This is a genomic window from Enterobacter cloacae complex sp. IR5441 (assembly GCF_049238215.1).
Taxonomy (GTDB): Bacteria; Pseudomonadota; Gammaproteobacteria; order Enterobacterales; family Enterobacteriaceae; genus Enterobacter; species Enterobacter hormaechei_C.
Window position 1 is genome coordinate 365171 of sequence record NZ_JBMKIA010000003.1, and the last position, 19409, is coordinate 384579.

Sequence of the window (19409 nt, forward strand, 5' to 3'; positions counted from 1 at the left end):
AAAGGCCCGTTTTAACTGTCTGGCTGGCCGGGTTAGGCGCAGCCGACACCCGGCAAACAAACTTACTGTTTCGCGCCTTCTACCGCTTCGCGAGCCAGTTTAGTGATGCGATCCCAGTCGCCTGCTTCCAGCGCATCCGCCGGAACCAGCCAGGAGCCGCCGATGCACAGCACGCTTTTCAGCGCCAGATAGTCACGGTAGTTGGCCGGAGAGATGCCGCCCGTTGGGCAGAAACGCACCTGAGAGAATGGGCCCGCAATGGCCTGCAACGCTTTGGTGCCGCCGTTCGCTTCAGCCGGGAAGAATTTGAACTCTTTCAGGCCGTAGTCCATGCCCAGCATCAGTTCAGAAACGGTGCTGATACCCGGGATCAGCGGAATAGAACCTTCGGTTGCGGCTTTCAGCAGCGGCTCAGTCAGCCCCGGGCTGATGGCAAACTGTGCGCCCGCTTCGGTCACTTCCGCCAGCTGCTGCGCATTCAGAACCGTACCGGCACCAATGATCGCTTCCGGCACTTCTTTGGCGATAGCACGGATCGCATCCATCGCACAGGCGGTACGCAGGGTCACTTCCAGAACGCGAACGCCACCCGCAACCAGTGCCTTCGCCATTGGGACAGCGTGCTCCAGTTTGTTTACCACAATAACCGGCACGACAGGGCCAGTGGTCAGGATTGCTTCTGCACTTGTTTTCCAGTTTTTCATCAGAGTTTTCTCTCACCAGATCGTTAAAATCAAGTCGTCTTAAAACGTAATACAGGTTGCGCCCTGCTCCGCACCGGAGAGTTTCTCACGCAACGCACCAAACATTTCGCGTCCGGTACCCACGCGTGACGCGCTCAGGTCAGGAATATGTGGCTGACGCGCCGCCAGCTCTGCTTCATCCACCAGCAGGGTTAACTCGCCTGTCTGACCGTTAACGCGGATCATGTCACCATCACGCACTTTCGCCAGCAGGCCGCCGTCGTAGGCTTCCGGGGTGACATGAATCGCTGAAGGCACTTTACCGGATGCCCCTGAAAGGCGTCCATCGGTTACCAGTGCAATTTTGAAACGGCGGTCCAATAATACACCAAGCGGCGGCATAAGTTTATGTAATTCTGGCATCCCGTTCGCTTTTGGTCCCTGATGACGCACCACGACCACACAGTCTTTATCAAGCAGACCCGCGTCAAAGGCAGGTAAAACGTCGTGCTGGCTTTCAAACACCACCGCCGGGGCTTCGATAACCTGATTCTCTTCCGGCACGGCAGAGGTTTTCATCACGGCACGTCCAAGGTTACCGCTCAGCACTTTGGTGCCGCCGTGAGGAGAGAACGGCTGTTCGAAGGTTGCGATAACCTGAGGATCGAGCGAGTCGCTCGCCCCTTCGCGCCAGTCCAGCTCACCGTTGTTCAGCCAGGGTTCAAGGGTATAGCGATGCAGGCCAAAGCCCGCCACCGTGTTGACATCCTCATGCAGCAGGCCGCCTTTCAGCAGCTCGCGCATCAGCACCGGCACGCCGCCCGCGGCCTGGAAGTGGTTGATGTCCGCCGGACCGTTCGGGTACAGACGCGCCATCAGCGGTACCACGGAGGAGATATCGGAGAAGTCATCCCAGTTGATCAGAATGCCCGCCGCGCGCGCCATCGCGACAAGGTGCATGGTATGGTTGGTTGAACCGCCGGTCGCCAGCAGGGCGACAATCCCGTTTACGATGACTTTTTCATCCACCATTTTGCCCATTGGCATCCACTCGTTGCCGTTACCGGTCAGGCGCGTCACCTGACGGGCTGCGGCTTCGGTCAGCGCTTTACGCAGTGGCGCATCCGGCTGGATGAACGACGAGCCCGGCAGCTGCATACCCATAAACTCCACCACCATCTGGTTGGTGTTGGCCGTACCGTAGAACGTACAGGTGCCCGGCGCATGATAGGACGCGGCTTCCGCTTCCAGCAGTGCCTGACGGTCCGCTTTTCCTTCGGCATACAGCTGGCGGATACGGACTTTTTCCTTGTTTGGCAGACCGCTAGCCATCGGGCCTGACGGCACAAAAATCGCTGGCAGATGGCCAAACGACAGCGCGGCCATCACCAGCCCCGGGACGATTTTGTCGCACACGCCCAGATAGAGCGCGCCATCAAACATGTTGTGAGAGAGGCCCACTGCCGCCGACATGGCGATCACTTCGCGGCTCAGCAAGGACAGCTCCATACCGTCCTGGCCCTGGGTTACGCCATCACACATGGCCGGCACGCCGCCTGCAACCTGGCCCACCGCGTTCACGCTGTGCAGCGCATTGCGGATGATAGCCGGGTAGGCCTCATACGGCTGGTGGGCTGAAAGCATGTCGTTATAGGAGGTAATGATGGCGATATTGTTACGCAACATGCTTTTCAGCGCGTCTTTATCACCAGGCTGGCAGGCCGCAAAGCCGTGGGCCAGATTCCCGCAGGCCAGCTGAGAGCGATGGACAGTTTCACTCTTCGCCTGTTCGATGCGGGCAAGGTAGGCAGCACGGGTCTCTTTCGAGCGTTCAACGATGCGTTGTGTTACGCGTAACAATGTCGGATTCATAAAAGCTCCTCTAATTTATCTGTCCAGGCTCGGGAGTTTACACAGTTTCTGACGGTTGTTAACAACGCTGAAACGCCTGTTATCCGGAGCACAGGAGCAAAATGTCTGAAGGGAGTGTAATAAAAAAAGCTCCGCGGGTGAATCCACGCGGAGCTTAAAAGATAAAAATTATGCCACTTGCTGTGTTAGATCATGTTACCGGTAAAATAACACCTTTGGGCTAGAGAAGGTGGTTATTCAAACTCGTTCCAGGAGCGGCCATCACGGGTGATCATCGCAACGGAGGCGACAGGTCCCCAGGTTCCCGCCTGATACGGTTTTGGCGCGTCCTGATCGGCTGCCCACGCTTCGGTGATAGAGTCGACCCACTTCCACGCCTCTTCCACTTCATCGCGGCGGACGAACAGCGCCTGGATACCACGCATGGTTTCCAGCAGCAGACGCTCGTAAGCATCGGCGAGATGCGTCTGGTTGAAGGTTTCAGAGTAGCTCAGGTCCAGCTTGGTAGTTTGCAGGTTGTGTTTGTGATCAAGACCCGGCACTTTGTTGAGGATCTGAATATCCACACCCTCGTCCGGTTGCAGACGGATGGTCAGTTTGTTCTGCGGCAGTTCCTGCCAGGATTCTTTGAACAGGTTCAGTTCCGGATTTTTGAAGTAGACCACCACTTCGGAGCATTTTGCCGGCAGACGTTTACCGGTACGCAGGTAGAACGGCACACCGGCCCAGCGCCAGTCGTCGATATCCACGCGGATCGCCACAAACGTCTCGGTGTTGCTGGACTTGTTCGCGCCCTCTTCTTCCAGATAGCCAGGAACTTTTTTCCCCTGGGCAAAACCTGCGGTGTACTGGCCGCGCACGGTTTTCTCACGTACGTTGGAGCGGTCAATACGGCGCAGTGATTTCAGTACTTTCACTTTGGCGTCACGAATGCTGTCGGCCGTCAGATCTGACGGTGGAGACATGGCAATCATGCACAGAATTTGCAGCAGGTGGTTCTGGATCATGTCACGCATTTGGCCGGCCTGGTCGAAGTAGCCCCAACGGCCTTCGATGCCCACCTCTTCCGCCACGGTAATTTCCACGTGGTCGATAGTGCGGTTGTCCCAGTTGTTCACGAACAGGGAGTTGGCAAAACGCAGCGCCAGCAGGTTCAGTACCGTCTCTTTACCCAGATAGTGGTCAATACGGTAAACCTGACACTCCTCAAAGAACTCGCCTACCTGGTCGTTGATTTCACGCGAGGTCGCCAGCGACGTACCCAGCGGTTTCTCCATCACCACGCGCGCCGGTTTGGCGTTCAGCTTCGCCTCGCCCAGACCTTTGCAGATGGCGCCGAAGGTGCTTGGCGGCATCGCGAAATAGTTAATAGTGACACGATTTTCCTGGTCAAGCATTTCACCCAGACGGGTAAAGGCGCCTACATCGTTGACGTCCAGGTTGCAGAAATCGAGACGCCCGCTCAGCTTATCCCAAAGGCTTTCATCGATTTTCTCTTTCATGAACGTTTCGAGCGCCTCGCGCACGACTTTGGTATAAGCCTCCTTATCCCAGTCTGCGCGCCCTACCCCAAGGATTCGGGTGTCGGGATGGATCTGGCCCGCTTTTTCGAGCTGATACAGGGAAGGCAGCAATTTTCGGCGTGCAAGATCGCCTTTCGCGCCGAAAATGACCAGGTCACATGCCTGGGCTGTTTGCGTTACCGCCATGTCATTCTCCTCAGTTAGATCGCCTGGTACTCTGCCAGGTATCGTTGTAATTTTATTACAATGCACTGTACTGCTTTTACGCGTTTCCTGAAACCATTAGCGCTTAACGTCGCGTGCGATACGGTGATTTTTCGTCGCCCGGGCCATTACGCCCGTCTGATGACGCAACAAACGTCGATTCTTTGCGCAACAGGGTCAGAGCAAAACCCGACGTCGATCAAGTAATGAAAAAAAACAACAACATTTCTTGTCGACGATTACCCTTTCGGGAGTCCCGGGGGTAATATCGGCTAAATCGAATCAAGATTTCATCTCTTTATGAAATCGTTTATGCCCTCATGAGCGTCTTGTTAACAATGAACATGCTGGAAAAAATCCAGTTTCAACTGGAACACCTTAGCAAATCCGAGCGCAAAGTGGCTGAAGTTATTCTCGCCGCGCCCGCTCAGGCGATTCATTCAAGCATCGCCGCTCTGGCACAGGAATCGGGCGTCAGCGAACCGACGGTCAATCGATTCTGTCGTAGTCTGGACACGCGCGGCTTTCCTGATTTTAAACTGCATCTGGCCCAAAGTCTGGCAAACGGCACCCCGTATGTTAATCGCAATGTAGATGAAGACGACAGCGTTGATGCTTACACCGCAAAAATATTTGAATCGGCTATGGCCACGCTCGACCACGTTCGCCAGTCTCTGGACATGAGTTCAGTGAATCGCGCGGTCGATCTTCTCACGCAGGCCAAACGGATTGCCTTCTTTGGCCTTGGCTCGTCCGCCGCCGTGGCGCATGACGCCATGAATAAGTTCTTTCGCTTTAACGTGCCGGTGATTTACTCCGATGACATTGTGCTGCAACGCATGAGCTGTATGAATTGTAGTGAAGATGATGTCGTGGTACTCATCTCCCATACGGGCCGCACCAAGAGCCAGGTGGAGCTGGCGCAGCTCGCGCGTGACAACGATGCGATGGTCATCGCCCTGACGACGGCAGGTACGCCGCTGGCCAGGGAAGCGACGCTCGCCATTACCCTGGACGTACCGGAGGACACCGACATGTACATGCCGATGGTCTCCCGCCTGGCGCAGTTGACGGTCATCGACGTGCTGGCGACCGGTTTTACCTTACGCCGGGGCGCAAAATTCCGGGATAACTTGAAGCGGGTCAAGGAAGCCCTGAAAGAATCGCGTTTTGATAAAGAATTGCTTATAAAGAGCGATGTTCCCTAATAACTACGATGTACGATTTACGGCATTCGGTCCCCTCGCTACTGCCTTGCGATAGATGAAGGCCGATTCTATGTTCACGCAACACCAAAGTTGTTTCAGTCAACGGAGTATTACATGTCCAGAAGGCTTCGCAGAACCAAGATCGTCACCACCTTAGGCCCGGCCACCGACCGCGATAATAACCTCGAAAAGATTATCGCCGCGGGTGCCAACGTGGTGCGCATGAACTTCTCTCACGGTACGCCAGAAGACCATAAATTACGTGCCGACAAAGTGCGTGAAATCGCAGCTAAACTGGGCCGCCATGTTGCTATCCTCGGTGACCTGCAAGGTCCAAAAATCCGCGTATCGACCTTTAAAGAAGGCAAAGTCTTCCTCAACATCGGCGATAAATTCCTGCTGGATGCCAACCTGAGTAAAGGCGAAGGCGATAAGGAAAAAGTGGGTATCGACTACAAAGGTCTGCCTGCTGACGTTGTGCCTGGCGACATCCTGCTGCTGGACGACGGACGCGTACAGCTGAAAGTGCTGGAAGTTCAGGGTATGAAGGTATTCACCGAAGTGACCGTCGGCGGCCCGCTCTCCAACAACAAAGGCATCAACAAACTCGGCGGTGGCCTGTCTGCCGAAGCGCTGACCGATAAAGACAAAGCGGATATCGTGACCGCAGCGCAGATCGGCGTGGATTACCTGGCCGTCTCCTTCCCGCGCTGCGGCGAAGATCTGAACTATGCTCGCCGCCTGGCGCGCGATGCAGGCTGCGATGCGAAAATCGTTGCGAAAGTGGAACGCGCTGAAGCGGTCTGCGATCAGGACGCGATGGACGACGTGATCCTGGCGTCTGACGTGGTGATGGTTGCCCGTGGTGACCTGGGCGTGGAAATTGGCGACCCTGAACTGGTCGGTATCCAGAAAGCGCTGATCCGTCGCGCGCGTCAGCTGAACCGCGCGGTGATCACCGCCACCCAGATGATGGAATCCATGATCACCAACCCAATGCCAACCCGTGCGGAAGTCATGGACGTGGCGAACGCCGTGCTGGATGGTACCGATGCGGTGATGCTGTCAGCGGAAACCGCGGCAGGTCAGTATCCGGCAGAAACCGTGGCCGCCATGGCGCGCGTGTGCCTGGGTGCAGAGAAGATCCCAAGCATTAACGTCTCTAAACACCGTCTGGACATTCAGTTCGACAACGTGGAAGAAGCGATTGCGATGTCTGCGATGTACGCAGCCAACCACCTGAAAGGGGTCACGGCGATCATCACCATGACCGAATCTGGCCGTACCGCGCTAATGACGTCCCGTATCAGCTCCGGTCTGCCGATCTTCGCCATGTCCCGTCACGAGCGTACGCTGAACCTGACGGCGCTGTATCGCGGCGTGACGCCAGTATACTTCGACAGCACCAACGACGGCGTGGCCGCCGCGCACGATGCCGTGAACCTGCTGCGCGACAAAGGTTATCTGGTATCCGGTGATATCGTTATCGTGACGCAGGGTGACGTGATGAGCACCATCGGCTCAACCAATACCACCCGCGTACTGACCGTAGAGTAAGCTCCAATCCCCTCTCCCCTAAGGGGAGAGGGGTGAAGGTTTCCTATTTCTTCGGGAAAAGCTCTTTACGCTTGTACGGCTCTGTTTCGCCAGGTTTACGCGTTTTGAGCAGCTTCAGGATCCACGTATATTGCTCCTTATGCGGCCCCACCAGCACCTCCACCTCTTCATTCATGCGACGTGCGATGGTGTGATCGTCTGCGGTCAGCAGATCGTCCATCGGCGGACGTACCTCAATGCTCAGGCGATGCGTTTTACCGTCATAAACCGGGAACAGTGGGATCACGCGGGCGCGGCAGACTTTCATCAGGCGACCAATCGCGGGTAGCGTGGCTTTATAGGTTGCGAAGAAATCGACAAACTCGCTGTGTTCCGGGCCGTGGTCCTGATCGGGCAGATAGTAGCCCCAGTAACCCTGACGTACCGACTGAATGAAAGGCTTAATGCCATCGTTTCGGGCGTGCAAACGCCCGCCAAAGCGACGGCGCACGGTATTCCAGACGAAGTCGTAGATTTTGTTTCCCTGATTATGGAACATCGCCGCCATTTTCTGGCCCTGCGACGCCATTAACATCGCCGGAATGTCTACCCCCCAGCCGTGCGGCACCAGGAAAATCACCTTTTCATCATTGCGACGCATCTCGTCGATGATCTCCAGCCCTTTCCAGTCAACGCGTTCGACGATCTTCTCCGGCCCTTTCAGCGCCAGTTCCGCCATCATCGCCATGGCCTGTGGCGCGGTGGTATACATGTCATCAATGATTGCTTCGCGTTCGGCGTCGCTTTTATCCGGAAAACAGTACAACAGATTTATTTGCGCGCGGCGGCGTGCGCTTTTACCTAAGCGCCCTGCCAGGCGCCCCACTTTGCCGAGCACCGGATCGCGGAGGGAAGCAGGTAGCAACGCCATGCCAGCAAACGCGTATACGCCAAGCCAGGCGCCCCAGTTACGCGGGTGGCGAAAAGATTTTTCAAACTCAGGAATGTACTCAATATTGTTTTTTTTGGTTTCCATGCGGGTTCCAGGGTCTGGTGACGCAAAAATATATTCGGATAGTGTAGCGAGGCTGCCGCCCGCGCACAAAAGAAAAAGCCGGCGCATACTGACGCCGGCTTTTTAAATCAGGAGAGCTTAGTCGAAGCGCAGCTGCGGCATCACCTCTTTCACCTGCGCCAGGTAATCTTTGCGATCTTTGCCGGTCAGCCCTTCGGTGCGCGGCAGTTTCGCCGTCAGCGGGTTAACCGCCTGCTGGTTGATCCACACTTCGTAGTGCAGGTGCGGACCCGTCGACCGGCCGGTGTTACCGGACAACGCGATGCGATCGCCACGTTTCACTTTCTGGCCCGGTTTGACCAGCAGTTTACGCAGGTGCATGTAGCGGGTGGTGTACGTACGACCGTGACGAATAGCAACGTAGTAGCCAGCAGCACCGCTGCGTTTCGCCATGACCACTTCACCATCCCCTACCGCCAGCACTGGCGTGCCCTGCGGCATGGCGAAGTCAACGCCACGGTGCGGCGCTACGCGGCCAGTTACCGGGTTCAGACGACGCGGGTTGAAGTTGGAGGAGACGCGGAACTGTTTCGCCGTTGGGAAACGCAGGAAGCCTTTTGCCAGACCCGTACCGCTGCGGTCATAGAACTTACCGTCTTCCGCGCGAATAGCGTAGTAGTCTTTGCCGTCTGAACGCAGACGAACGCCCACCAGCTGGCTCTGCTCGCGCTTACCGTCCAGCATTTCGCGGGACATCAGGACAGAGAACTGATCGCCTTTTTTCAGTTTGCGGAAATCCATCTGCCACTGCATGGCTTTGATCACCGAGCTGATTTCAGCGCTGGTCAGGCCGGCATCGCGTGCGCTGGAAACAAAGCTGCCGCCGACGGTCCCTTTCATGACGCTGTTAACCCAGTCGCCCTGCTGCAATTCGCTGGTCATTTTGAAACCGTTTGCAGTGCGATCGTAGGTGCGGGTTTCGCGACGGGACATCTCCCAGGTCAGACGTTGCAGATCGCCGTCGGGCGTTAGGGTCCAGGAAAGCTGCTGACCAATTTTCAGGTTACGCAGCTCTTTATCGGATGCGGCGAGCTGGCTGATGTTGCCCATGTCGATACCGTACTGGTTCAGGACGCTGCTCAGCGTATCGCCAGTAGAAACAACATATTCATGAATGCCGGCTTCATTCTGGATCTTGTCATCCAGCTCATCCTGGGGAATCGCTTCATCTTCCTGAGCGGCCTGATCGATAGGCTCGCTGGCCTCAGGCAGCAGAGAGCGGATCTCGCTCTTCTCCAGTTCGATGGTTTTAATGATTGGGGCGGAACTCGGGTGGTAAACATAGGGCCGCCAGACGGCGACCGCTAATGTGAGAACTGTAAGCGACCCCAGCATAACGCGGTGGGGTCGAGGCAGATTGTTAAATGCCAGGGCGACAGAGCGGGCTATCTGTTGCACGTATTCACTTCCTCGTTAATCTCCTTTCAGGCAGCTCGCATACTGATTCGCCAGTTGGCTGAGGAACTGCGAATAGCTCGCTTTGCTCAACTGGATGTTCGTACCTAGCGGGTCAAGGGTTCCCATGCGCACGGATGTTCCCCTGGCCACGGCTTCTACGACCGCTGGCCTGAACTGTGGCTCAGCAAAAACGCATGTCGCTTTTTGCTCAACCAACTGTGTTCTGATTTCATGTAAACGCTGCGCACCAGGCTGAATTTCAGGGTTGACGGTAAAATGCCCCAGCGGGGTCAGACCGTAATGTTTCTCGTAATACCCGTAGGCATCATGAAAAACGAAGTACCCTTTTCCTTTAAGCGGTGCGAGCTCGTTACCCACCTGTTTGTCGGTTGCGGCTAATTGAGCCTCAAAATCCTTCAGGTTGGCGTCGAGTTTGATTCGACTTTGCGGCATAAGTTCCACTAATTTGTCGTGGATTGCAACCGCTGTAAGCCGCGCTATCTCTGGGGAGAGCCAGAGATGCATGTTGTATTCGCCGTGATGGTGATGGTCGTCACCTTTTTCACCGTGAGCATGGTCGTGGTCGTGTTCGTCACCCTCGTCCTCAGCTCCTTTCATGAGTAACGGTTTCACGCCGGACAGCCCGGCAATCGTCACCTGTTTCTCAGCGGCAAGCTGACTGGCTGACTTCTGCATGAACGCTTCCATCTCAGGACCAATCCAGACGACTAAGTCCGCGTTCTGTAAGCGTTTTACATCAGATGGACGCAGGGAATAATCATGCTCGGAAGCACCATCAGGCAGCAGAACCTGGGTCTCAGTGACCCCATCCGCGATGGCAGAGGCGATAAATCCAAGCGGTTTAAGCGAAGCGACAACGGCGGCGTTAACATCTTGTGCTGTTGTACCCCAAAGAGCAGCGGATAAAGCTGCGAAAAGAAGCGTATTTTTCTGTAACATAATGCGACTAATCATCGTAATGAATGCGTGGGATGTGATATTATAACATTCGATGACTTCTGCAAGCTTAAATTGACATGACGACTTTAGTTTCTCTTGAAAATGTTTCGGTCTCATTCGGCCAGCGCCGCGTCCTTTCTGACGTGTCGCTGAATCTGAAGCCCGGCAAAATACTCACGCTGCTCGGCCCTAACGGTGCAGGCAAGTCGACGCTGGTACGCGTCGTATTAGGCCTAGTAGCCCCTGACGCAGGTGTTATCGTCCGCCAAGACAAGTTGCGTATCGGCTATGTGCCGCAAAAATTACACCTCGATGCCACCCTGCCCCTGACGGTGAGCCGCTTCCTGCGCCTCCGTCCCGGTACGCGTAAAGCGGATATCCTCCCGGCGCTGAAACGCGTTCAGGCGGGACATCTTGTTGAGGCGCCCTTGCAAAAGCTGTCGGGCGGTGAAACCCAGCGCGTATTACTTGCCCGCGCCCTGCTCAGCAGCCCTCAGCTGCTGGTCCTGGACGAGCCGACGCAGGGTGTTGACGTCAACGGTCAGGTTGCGCTGTACGATCTGATTGACCAGCTCCGTCGGGAGCTAAACTGCGCGGTGCTGATGGTGTCCCATGATCTGCATCTGGTGATGGCCAAAACCGACGAAGTGCTGTGCCTGAACCATCACATTTGTTGTTCCGGCACGCCGGAAGTGGTGTCAATGCATCCGGAATTTATCTCTATGTTTGGCCATCGTGGCGCCGAGCAGCTGGGCATCTATCGTCATAATCACAATCACCGCCATGATTTACAGGGACGAATTGTCCTGCGTCGGGGAAATGGACACTCATGATTGAACTGTTACTGCCCGGCTGGCTGGCCGGGATTATGCTTGCCTGCGCCGCGGGTCCACTCGGCTCGTTTGTCGTCTGGCGCAGAATGTCCTATTTCGGCGATACGCTGGCCCATGCTTCATTGCTGGGTGTGGCGTTTGGTTTGTTACTGGACGTGAACCCGTTTTATGCGGTGATTGTCGTCACGCTGCTGCTGGCTGCCGGTCTGGTCTGGCTGGAAAAACGCCCTCATCTGGCAATTGATACCCTGCTCGGCATTATGGCGCACAGCGCCCTGTCGCTGGGCCTGGTGGTAGTGAGCCTGATGTCAAACATCCGCGTGGACCTGATGGCCTATCTGTTCGGCGATCTGCTGGCCGTCACGCCCGAAGATCTGATTTCTATTGCCATTGGCGTGGCAGTGGTGCTCGGGATCCTGCTGTGGCAGTGGCGAAATTTACTGGCTATGACCGTCAGCCCGGATCTGGCCTTTGTCGACGGCGTGAAGCTTCAGCGCGTGAAGCTGCTATTGATGCTGGTGACGGCGTTAACCATCGGCGTGGCGATGAAGTTTGTCGGCGCGCTGATCATCACGTCGCTGCTGATAATTCCTGCCGCCACTGCGCGCCGTTTTGCGCGTACGCCGGAGCAAATGGCCGGTATCGCGGTGATTATCGGAATGATTGCGGTGACGGGCGGGTTAACCTTCTCGGCGTTTTATGACACGCCAGCGGGGCCGTCGGTAGTATTGTGCGCGGCGGTGTTGTTTATTTTCAGTATGATGAAAAAGACCGCGCAGTAGTCAGCATGTCCCCGGTGGCGCTTCGCTTACCGGGGCTACCATTTATCGCTGCTTACGGCATCGCGGGCGGCGTAATACCGAAATGATTCCACGCCCGCACCGTCGCCATACGACCACGTGGGGTACGCTGTAAGAAGCCCTGCTGGATCAGATACGGCTCCAGCACGTCCTCGATAGTCTCACGCTCTTCGCCAATTGCCGCCGCCAGGTTATCCAGCCCTACCGGCCCGCCAAAGAACTTATCCAGCACCGCCAGCAGCAGCTTACGGTCCATATAGTCAAAGCCTTCGGCATCGACATTCAGCATATCCAGCGCCTGGGCGGCGATCTCGGCCGATATGGTGCCGTCGTGCTTCACCTCGGCAAAGTCACGCACCCGGCGCAGCAGGCGGTTGGCGATACGCGGCGTACCGCGGGAGCGCTTCGCCACTTCAAACGCCCCCTCTTCGCTCATATCCAGCCCCATGTAGCGCGCGCTGCGGCCCACAATATGCTGAAGGTCAGGCACCTGATAAAACTCCAGACGCTGCACGATACCAAACCGGTCGCGTAGCGGAGAGGTCAGAGAGCCGGCGCGGGTCGTGGCGCCAATCAGGGTAAACGGCGGCAGATCGATTTTGATCGAGCGCGCGGCCGGACCTTCACCGATCATGATATCCAGCTGGTAATCCTCCATTGCCGGATAGAGCACTTCCTCCACCACCGGTGAAAGACGGTGGATCTCATCGATAAACAGCACGTCATGCGGTTCGAGGTTGGTCAGCATCGCCGCCAGGTCCCCTGCTTTCTCCAGTACCGGGCCGGAGGTGGTACGCAGGTTAACGCCCATTTCATTGGCGACGATATTCGCCAGGGTGGTTTTACCTAACCCCGGCGGCCCAAAAATCAGCAGGTGATCGAGCGCATCGCCGCGCAGCTTTGCCGCCTGGATGAAAATCTCCATCTGAGAACGAACCTGCGGCTGGCCGATGTACTCATCCAGCAGTTTGGGACGGATCGCGCGATCCACCACGTCATCTGGCTGAATAGTGCCTGCCGATACCAGGCGGTCTGCTTCAATCATCCTTTACCTCACAATGCAGCGCGCAGCGCTTCACGAATCAGGGTTTCACTGCTGGCATCCGGTTTAGCAATTTTGCTCACCATCCGGCTGGCCTCCTGAGGTTTATAGCCCAGCGCCACCAGCGCGGCAACCGCTTCCTGCTCGGCATCATCATCCGATGCAGGCGCGCCCGGGGAAGTCAGCACCAGATCGGCTGCCGGCGTGAACAGATCGCCATGCAGACCTTTGAAACGGTCCTTCATCTCGACAATCAGGCGCTCGGCGGTTTTCTTCCCGATGCCAGGAAGTTTAATTAACGCAGCCGGATCTTCACGCTCAACGGCGTTCACAAACTGTGGCGCTGACATACCGGACAGAATCGCCAGGGCCAGCTTCGGCCCGACGCCGTTGGTTTTAATCAATTCGCGGAACAGGGTGCGTTCCTGTTTGTTATTGAAGCCGTACAGCAGCTGAGCGTCTTCACGCACCACAAACTGGGTAAAGACAACCGCCTCTTTGCCCGCCTCCGGCAGTTCGTAGAAGCAGGTCATCGGCATATGGACTTCATAGCCCACGCCACCCACTTCCAGCAGCACTAACGGGGGTTGTTTTTCAATGATGATGCCTCTGAGTCTGCCTATCACGTGACGCTCCTGCGTTCTGGAAGAAATTAACTGCCGACATAATAAAAAAAGGCTGGATAAACATCCAGCCTGATTTGTCATTATCGTAACCTGCCTCGCGCCAGATTGAGCCGCGACTCGCTCATTTGCATCGCATTCTGGCTGACGTGACAGTGGGTAATCGCAATGGCCAGCGCATCCGCGGCGTCGGCCTGCGGGTTCGCAGGGAGCTTCAGCAGGGTACGCACCATGTGCTGCACCTGGCTTTTCTCCGCGCTACCAATGCCCACCACCGTCTGCTTAACCTGACGGGCCGCGTACTCAAACACCGGCAGATCCTGGTTCACGGCGGCAACAATCGCCACGCCGCGCGCCTGACCGAGCTTTAACGCCGAGTCAGCGTTTTTCGCCATAAAGACCTGCTCGATGGCGAAATAGTCCGGCTGGAACTGGGTGATGATCTCCGACACGCCCGCATAGATGAGCTTCAGGCGCGACGGCAGATCGTCCACTTTGGTGCGAATACAGCCGCTGCCGAGGTAGGTTAGCTGGCGTCCCACCTGACGGATAACGCCATAGCCGGTGACGCGTGAGCCGGGGTCAATCCCGAGAATAATCGACATCACGCGTCTCCCGTAAACGGTTTACAGGCTCTCATCAGAGAGTCGCTGCAACCTCATCAGAGATTTCACCGTTGTGATACACTTCCTGCACGTCGTCGCAGTCTTCGAGCATGTCGATCAGACGCAGCAGTTTCGGTGCGGTTTCCGCATCCATGTCCGCTTTGGTAGACGGGATCATGGAGACTTCAGCGTTATCCGCCTTCAGGCCAGCCGCTTCCAGCGCATCGCGCACGGCCCCCATCTCTTCCCATGCGGTGTAAACATCAATAGCACCGTCGTCATAGGTCACCACGTCTTCCGCACCGGCTTCCAGCGCCGCTTCCATGATCGCATCTTCGTCGCCTTTCTCGAAGGAGATGACGCCTTTTTTGCTGAACAGGTACGCTACAGAACCGTCAGTGCCCAGGTTGCCGCCGGTTTTGGTGAACGCGTGACGCACTTCCGCAACGGTACGATTACGGTTGTCGGACAGACACTCAACCATCACCGCCGTACCGCCAGGACCGTAACCTTCATAAATGATGGTTTCCATGTTCGCGTCTTCATCACCGCCCACGCCACGTGCGATGGCACGGTTCAGGGTGTCACGCGTCATGTTGTTGGACAGGGCTTTATCCACCGCTGCGCGCAGACGTGGGTTAGAAGCCGGATCGCCGCCGCCCAGACGCGCCGCTGTCACCAGCTCACGAATGATTTTGGTAAAGATTTTACCGCGTTTGGCATCCTGTGCCGCTTTGCGGTGTTTGGTGTTGGCCCACTTACTATGACCTGCCATAAAAAGTTCTCCAAAAATCGCGCCTTCTCAGGCAGCGTTAATTACAAATTCTTCAATCGCCTGCCGGTTGCTCCACGACTTGGTCAGTGCGGCGGCATCCGCCGCATTCACCCAGCGGTAGGTCAGGTGTTCCGTGAACACGATCTCCCGCTCATGGGGAAGCGCAAGGCAGAACCACGATTCCGTATTGCGCTCAATGCCCGGTGCATAGCGATGACGTAAATGGCTAAAAATTTCAAACTCCACCGTGCGCTGACAGTCCTTCAGGGTCAGTTGCTCGTAAGCAACATCAATGGCGACCTCTTCCTTTACTTCACGCGCGGCGGCCTGCGGCGCGGTCTCTCCCTCTTCCAGGCTGCCGGTAACCGACTGCCAGAAATCCGGATCGTCGCGACGCTGCAACATCAGCACCCGCTTCGTGTCTTCTGCATAAATGACCACCAGAACCGAAACGGGACGCTTATATGCCATATCAGTTTTTCTCTTCCTTCTTCACCACCTCAATGCCCAGCTCAGCCAGCGCGGCCGGGTTGGCAAAGCTTGGCGCTTCAGTCATCAGACACGCCGCTGCGGTGGTTTTCGGGAAGGCGATCACATCACGGATGTTGTCGGTGCCGGTCAGCAGCATGGTCAGACGGTCAAGACCGAAGGCCAGACCCGCGTGCGGAGGGGTACCGTACTTCAGGGCGTCCAGCAGGAAGCCAAACTTCTCGCGCTGCTCCTGCTCGTTAATGCCCAGAATGCCGAACACGGTCTGCTGCATTTCACCGCTGTGAATACGCACGGAACCGCCGCCCACTTCGTAGCCGTTGATGACCATATCGTAGGCGTTTGCCACCGCGTCTTCCGGCGCTGCTTTCAGCTCTGCCGCCGTCATCTCTTTTGGCGAGGTGAACGGGTGGTGCATCGCGGTCAGGCCGCCTTCACCGTCGTCTTCAAACATCGGGAAGTCGATTACCCACAGCGGCGCCCATTTGCTTTCGTCGGTCAGGTTCAGGTCTTTGCCAAGCTTCAGACGCAGCGCGCCCATCGCATCCGCAACCACTTTCTTGTTGTCTGCACCGAAGAAGATCATGTCGCCGTCCTGCGCGCCGGTGCGCTCAAGGATCGCTTCCACGATGTCCGCATTCAGGAATTTCGCCACCGGGCTGGTGATGCCTTCCAGACCTTTTGCACGCTCGGTTACTTTAATATAGGCCAGACCTTTCGCGCCGTAGATCTTGATGAAGTTGCCGTAGTCGTCAATCTGCTTACGGCTCAGGGCAGCACCGCCCGGAACGCGCAGGGCAGCCACGCGGCCTTTCGGATCGTTAGCCGGGCCAGCAAAGACCGCGAACTCAACGGCTTTCACCAGGTCTGCCACGTCCACCAGCTCCATCGGGTTACGCAGGTCTGGTTTGTCGGAACCGTAGCGATGCTCGGCTTCCGCGAAGGTCATGACAGGGAAATCGCCCAGTTCAACGCCTTTCACGTCGTTCCACAGGCTACGCACCAGGGCTTCCATCACCTCACGCACCTGCTCAGCGGTCATGAAAGAGGTTTCCACATCGATCTGGGTAAATTCTGGCTGACGGTCAGCGCGCAGGTCTTCGTCGCGGAAGCATTTCACGATCTGATAGTAGCGATCGAAGCCGGACATCATCAGCAGCTGTTTGAAAAGCTGTGGTGACTGCGGCAGCGCGTAGAATTTGCCTTTATGGACGCGGGATGGCACCAGGTAGTCGCGCGCGCCTTCCGGCGTGGCTTTGGTCAGCATCGGGGTTTCGATATCAAGGAAACCGTGGTCATCCATAAAACGGCGCACCAGGCTGGTGATTTTCGCACGGGTTTTCAGGCGCTGAGCCATTTCCGGACGACGCAGATCCAGGTAGCGGTATTTCAGACGCGCTTCTTCGGTGTTGACGTGGTTGGAGTCCAGCGGCAACGCTTCCGCGCGGTTGATGATCGTCAGATCGGACGCCAGCACTTCGATAGCACCGGTCGCCATGTCGGCGTTGACGTTTTTCTCGTCACGCGCACGCACGGTGCCCGTCACCTGAATGCAGAACTCATTGCGCAGCTCAGAAGCCAGTTTCAACGCATCAGCGCGATCCGGATCGAAGAACACCTGAACGATACCTTCGCGGTCACGCATATCAATAAAGATAAGGCTACCAAGATCGCGACGACGATTGACCCAACCACACAGGGTGACCTGCTGCCCGACGTGGGACTGACGCAGCTGCCCGCAATATTCTGTACGCATGAGATATCCCTTAATTAGCCGCAGGCTGATTGTCGCCTGTCTCGCAGGCTACGATGTCGCAGCTTTCTGTATGTCACAACTGGATGAAAAAAGGCGGCTATTATACTGGAAATTCTGCCGCACGATAAGAGCGAAGCACGGCCTGACGCGCGTTTGCTGAACTCTTATTGCCTATTCTCACAAAAATTAACAAAATTATCCGACCGATAACAGGCCATCACGTCGTAAGGTGTAGAAAAGCAATCATTTGACGGGAGTGACGATGTTTACACTTGATGCCAGCAAAACCGCCCTTGTGGTCATTGATTTACAGGAAGGCATTCTGCCTTTTGCCGGTGGTCCGCACACCGCTGACGATGTGGTCAGCCGCGCTGCGCGCCTGGCAGAAAAATGCCGCGCCAGCGGCTCGCCTGTTGTTATGGTGCGCGTCGGCTGGTCCGCTGATTTCGCCGAAGCGTTAAAACAGCCGGTTGATGCCAAGGCCCCGGCGCAGGCGCTGCCGGACAACTGGTGGACATATCCTGTCTCGCTCGGTAAACGCGACAGCGATATAGAAGTCACCAAACGCCAGTGGGGCGCATTCTACGGCACCGACCTGGAGCTCCAGCTGCGCCGTCGCGGGATCGACACGATTATTCTGTGCGGGATCTCCACCAACATCGGTGTGGAATCCACCGCCCGTAACGCCTGGGAGCTGGGCTTTAACTTGGTGATCGCGGAAGATGCGTGCAGCGCAGCCTCTGCGGATCAGCACCAGGGCAGCATGACCCATATCTTCCCGCGTATCGGTCGCGTGCGCAGCACGGATGAGATCCTCAGCGCGCTATGATGTACGTGGGCCTGCCCCAGTGGTCGCACCCGAAATGGGTGCGCCTGGGTATTACCAGCCTTGAAGAGTATGCCCGACACTTTAACTGCGTGACGCGGCAATTTTAAAAATCACTAAAGAACGCCCAAGAGCATGTGTATTCTTTAGAATTATCAATCACATAAAATTCCCTTCATATGAAAATCACCAAAGTTCATATGAGTAAAAATGTCCCACCCATGCCCCAAACCGTCTCAAAAACAATTTTTTTGCCCCATCCATGCCCCATGGATCTCTTCTGAAATGCTATATACCCAACCGTTGACACTGTACAAATAACCAGTATAAATTCTCTTTAAAAATACAGTCGTTTCCGGAGGTCTTTATGTTCGTTGAGCTGGTCTATGACAAGCGTAATGTTGATGGTTTGGTTGGCGCCAGAGAGATTATCCTGGCAGAGCTGACGAAACGGGTGCACCAGATTTTCCCTGACGCAGAAGTGAAGGTTAAGCCGATGCAGGCGAACGCCTTAAACAGCAACGCCAGCAAAAGTGATCGTGAAAAACTGAACCGAATGCTGGAAGAAATGTTTGATGAATCTGACATGTGGTTAACCTCAGACTCACCTACCGTTCGCCAGCATGGATAATAGCTTTACGGGCAGCTATTTCAGCGCTGCCCATTATTCTTTTACGCCTTACCCGCGGGAAACTTTTTATACAGTGAGCACACCGCAACGTCGTAAATAATCGCCACCTGCCTTCTGTCCACTCCGTTGGCGATCAACCGTCCAGCCTGCGCCCATTGCTCCGGTGTTAGCTTTGGTCGCCTGCCTCCTATGCGCCCCTTCTCACGCGCTGCCGCTAATCCCGCCCTGGTACGCTCCACGATTAACTCCCTCTCCATTTCGGCCAGGGCTGACATGATGTGGAATATGAAACGCCCCATTGGGCTGGAGGTGTCTATGCTGTCCGTAAGGCTTTTGAAGTGGATGCCGCGCTGCCGGAGTTCGTCTACCAGCAGTACCAGGTTCCGCATGCTTCGCCCGAGGCGATCCAGCTTCCACACTACCAGCGTATCGCCCTCATTCAGCGTTCGCAGAAGCTTTTTAAGCGCTGGCCGGTTCGCTACCGTCCCGCTCATTTTTTCCTCAAAAACCTGTTCACATCCTGCGCGTTCGAGAGCTTGTCGCTGAAGATCTGTGTTTTGGTCATTTGTT

The 19409-nt window shown here is 56.1% G+C and carries 19 protein-coding genes and 1 pseudogene; 7 read left to right on the plus strand and 13 right to left on the minus strand.

All coding sequences use genetic code 11. The features are described 5' to 3' along the window. Positions 1-62 precede the first annotated feature (62 nt). From kdgA to zwf, 3 genes are all read right to left on the minus strand, one after another. A complete protein-coding gene (kdgA, locus tag ACOTX5_RS06280) occupies positions 63-704 on the minus strand; it encodes a bifunctional 4-hydroxy-2-oxoglutarate aldolase/2-dehydro-3-deoxy-phosphogluconate aldolase (protein WP_003859774.1) in 642 nt (213 codons plus the stop codon). A 39-nt stretch (positions 705-743) separates the two neighbouring features. After that, positions 744-2555 (minus strand): phosphogluconate dehydratase, encoded by a 1812-nt coding sequence (edd, locus tag ACOTX5_RS06285; protein ID WP_017384346.1) that lies wholly within the window; start codon positions 2553-2555, stop codon positions 744-746. 233 nt (positions 2556-2788) lie between these two features. Further along, entirely contained in the window at positions 2789-4264 is a 1476-nt protein-coding gene (gene zwf, locus ACOTX5_RS06290; protein ID WP_003859771.1) for a glucose-6-phosphate dehydrogenase, read from the minus strand. A gap of 356 nt (positions 4265-4620) precedes the next feature. Between zwf and ACOTX5_RS06295 the strand changes: the two genes are divergently transcribed. Further along, complete coding sequence (locus tag ACOTX5_RS06295) at positions 4621-5490, plus strand: MurR/RpiR family transcriptional regulator (protein WP_003859769.1); 870 nt, start codon at positions 4621-4623, stop codon at positions 5488-5490. Positions 5491-5604: 114 nt separating this feature from the next. Then, a complete protein-coding gene (pyk, locus tag ACOTX5_RS06300; protein ID WP_003859767.1) occupies positions 5605-7047 on the plus strand; it encodes a pyruvate kinase in 1443 nt (480 codons plus the stop codon). 43 nt (positions 7048-7090) lie between these two features. Here pyk and lpxM read toward each other — a convergent pair whose 3' ends face one another. From lpxM to znuA, 3 genes are all read right to left on the minus strand, one after another. Next, positions 7091-8062, minus strand: a complete 972-nt coding sequence (gene lpxM, locus ACOTX5_RS06305) for a lauroyl-Kdo(2)-lipid IV(A) myristoyltransferase (protein WP_015570283.1) — start codon at positions 8060-8062, stop codon at positions 7091-7093. Positions 8063-8179: 117 nt separating this feature from the next. Next, entirely contained in the window at positions 8180-9499 is a 1320-nt protein-coding gene (gene mepM, locus ACOTX5_RS06310) for a murein DD-endopeptidase MepM (RefSeq protein ID WP_003859762.1), read from the minus strand. A 15-nt stretch (positions 9500-9514) separates the two neighbouring features. Further along, positions 9515-10459, minus strand: coding sequence for a zinc ABC transporter substrate-binding protein ZnuA (gene znuA, locus ACOTX5_RS06315; protein ID WP_026080689.1), 945 nt, complete (start codon positions 10457-10459; stop codon positions 9515-9517). Between the two features lie 77 nt (positions 10460-10536). Here znuA and znuC point away from each other — a divergent pair, with 77 nt between their 5' ends. Both znuC and znuB read left to right on the plus strand, forming a co-directional pair. Continuing rightward, entirely contained in the window at positions 10537-11292 is a 756-nt protein-coding gene (gene znuC, locus ACOTX5_RS06320; RefSeq protein ID WP_017384350.1) for a zinc ABC transporter ATP-binding protein ZnuC, read from the plus strand. Further along, positions 11289-12074: a zinc ABC transporter permease subunit ZnuB gene (znuB, locus tag ACOTX5_RS06325; RefSeq protein WP_015570280.1), complete on the plus strand. Its 786-nt coding sequence runs from the start codon at positions 11289-11291 to the stop codon at positions 12072-12074. The genes znuC and znuB overlap by 4 nt, the downstream gene beginning before the upstream one ends. Positions 12075-12126: 52 nt before the next feature. On the opposite strand, the gene ruvB is transcribed toward znuB, so the two are convergent. From ruvB to aspS, 6 genes are all read right to left on the minus strand, one after another. Beyond that, positions 12127-13137, minus strand: coding sequence for a Holliday junction branch migration DNA helicase RuvB (gene ruvB / locus ACOTX5_RS06330; protein WP_003859753.1), 1011 nt, complete (start codon positions 13135-13137; stop codon positions 12127-12129). A gap of 8 nt (positions 13138-13145) precedes the next feature. Next, on the minus strand, positions 13146-13760 hold the full coding sequence (gene ruvA, locus ACOTX5_RS06335) for a Holliday junction branch migration protein RuvA (protein ID WP_003859751.1): 615 nt from the start codon (positions 13758-13760) through the stop codon (positions 13146-13148). Positions 13761-13840: 80 nt separating this feature from the next. Beyond that, on the minus strand, positions 13841-14362 hold the full coding sequence (ruvC, locus tag ACOTX5_RS06340) for a crossover junction endodeoxyribonuclease RuvC (RefSeq protein WP_003859749.1): 522 nt from the start codon (positions 14360-14362) through the stop codon (positions 13841-13843). A 34-nt stretch (positions 14363-14396) separates the two neighbouring features. Then, positions 14397-15137 carry a YebC/PmpR family DNA-binding transcriptional regulator gene (locus ACOTX5_RS06345; RefSeq protein ID WP_003859747.1) on the minus strand — a complete coding sequence of 247 codons (741 nt, stop codon included), beginning with the start codon at positions 15135-15137 and terminating at the stop codon, positions 14397-14399. 27 nt (positions 15138-15164) lie between these two features. Continuing rightward, the gene (gene nudB / locus ACOTX5_RS06350; RefSeq protein ID WP_023296808.1) at positions 15165-15608 is read right to left on the minus strand and encodes a dihydroneopterin triphosphate diphosphatase; all 444 of its coding nucleotides are present in this window, start codon (positions 15606-15608) and stop codon (positions 15165-15167) included. Between the two features lies 1 nt (position 15609). Then, complete coding sequence (aspS, locus tag ACOTX5_RS06355) at positions 15610-17382, minus strand: aspartate--tRNA ligase (RefSeq protein ID WP_045911181.1); 1773 nt, start codon at positions 17380-17382, stop codon at positions 15610-15612. A 262-nt stretch (positions 17383-17644) separates the two neighbouring features. Here aspS and ACOTX5_RS06360 point away from each other — a divergent pair, with 262 nt between their 5' ends. The 3 genes and pseudogenes from ACOTX5_RS06360 (at position 17645) to ACOTX5_RS06370 (ending at position 18839) form a co-directional block, all read left to right on the plus strand. Beyond that, positions 17645-18211: a hydrolase gene (locus tag ACOTX5_RS06360; RefSeq protein WP_045911180.1), complete on the plus strand. Its 567-nt coding sequence runs from the start codon at positions 17645-17647 to the stop codon at positions 18209-18211. Continuing rightward, positions 18208-18303 (plus strand): annotated as a pseudogene (locus ACOTX5_RS06365) (hypothetical protein); the annotation flags it as partial. The gene ACOTX5_RS06360 and the pseudogene ACOTX5_RS06365, both read left to right, overlap by 4 nt. A gap of 272 nt (positions 18304-18575) precedes the next feature. Next, positions 18576-18839 (plus strand): DinI family protein, encoded by a 264-nt coding sequence (locus ACOTX5_RS06370; RefSeq protein ID WP_032659052.1) that lies wholly within the window; start codon positions 18576-18578, stop codon positions 18837-18839. 41 nt (positions 18840-18880) lie between these two features. Here ACOTX5_RS06370 and ACOTX5_RS06375 read toward each other — a convergent pair. After that, positions 18881-19409 (minus strand): recombinase family protein (locus tag ACOTX5_RS06375; RefSeq protein ID WP_421632444.1); only part of this gene is annotated, 529 nt, incomplete at its 5' end.

What these genes read in the sequence shown, in the direction of transcription:
- znuA (WP_026080689.1), bottom strand. Translation starts at nt 10,459, where the DNA reads ATGTTACAGAAAAATACGCTTCTTTTCGCAGCTTTATCCGCTGCTCTT.
- znuC (WP_017384350.1), top strand. Translation starts at nt 10,537, where the DNA reads ATGACGACTTTAGTTTCTCTTGAAAATGTTTCGGTCTCATTCGGCCAG.
- lpxM (WP_015570283.1), bottom strand. Translation starts at nt 8,062, where the DNA reads ATGGAAACCAAAAAAAACAATATTGAGTACATTCCTGAGTTTGAAAAA.
- znuB (WP_015570280.1), top strand. Translation starts at nt 11,289, where the DNA reads ATGATTGAACTGTTACTGCCCGGCTGGCTGGCCGGGATTATGCTTGCC.
- zwf (WP_003859771.1), bottom strand. Translation starts at nt 4,264, where the DNA reads ATGGCGGTAACGCAAACAGCCCAGGCATGTGACCTGGTCATTTTCGGC.
- ruvB (WP_003859753.1), bottom strand. Translation starts at nt 13,137, where the DNA reads ATGATTGAAGCAGACCGCCTGGTATCGGCAGGCACTATTCAGCCAGAT.
- pyk (WP_003859767.1), top strand. Translation starts at nt 5,605, where the DNA reads ATGTCCAGAAGGCTTCGCAGAACCAAGATCGTCACCACCTTAGGCCCG.
- ACOTX5_RS06345 (WP_003859747.1), bottom strand. Translation starts at nt 15,137, where the DNA reads ATGGCAGGTCATAGTAAGTGGGCCAACACCAAACACCGCAAAGCGGCA.
- ACOTX5_RS06295 (WP_003859769.1), top strand. Translation starts at nt 4,621, where the DNA reads ATGAACATGCTGGAAAAAATCCAGTTTCAACTGGAACACCTTAGCAAA.
- ACOTX5_RS06360 (WP_045911180.1), top strand. Translation starts at nt 17,645, where the DNA reads ATGTTTACACTTGATGCCAGCAAAACCGCCCTTGTGGTCATTGATTTA.
- ACOTX5_RS06370 (WP_032659052.1), top strand. Translation starts at nt 18,576, where the DNA reads ATGTTCGTTGAGCTGGTCTATGACAAGCGTAATGTTGATGGTTTGGTT.
- kdgA (WP_003859774.1), bottom strand. Translation starts at nt 704, where the DNA reads ATGAAAAACTGGAAAACAAGTGCAGAAGCAATCCTGACCACTGGCCCT.
- ruvC (WP_003859749.1), bottom strand. Translation starts at nt 14,362, where the DNA reads ATGTCGATTATTCTCGGGATTGACCCCGGCTCACGCGTCACCGGCTAT.
- edd (WP_017384346.1), bottom strand. Translation starts at nt 2,555, where the DNA reads ATGAATCCGACATTGTTACGCGTAACACAACGCATCGTTGAACGCTCG.
- nudB (WP_023296808.1), bottom strand. Translation starts at nt 15,608, where the DNA reads ATGGCATATAAGCGTCCCGTTTCGGTTCTGGTGGTCATTTATGCAGAA.
- aspS (WP_045911181.1), bottom strand. Translation starts at nt 17,382, where the DNA reads ATGCGTACAGAATATTGCGGGCAGCTGCGTCAGTCCCACGTCGGGCAG.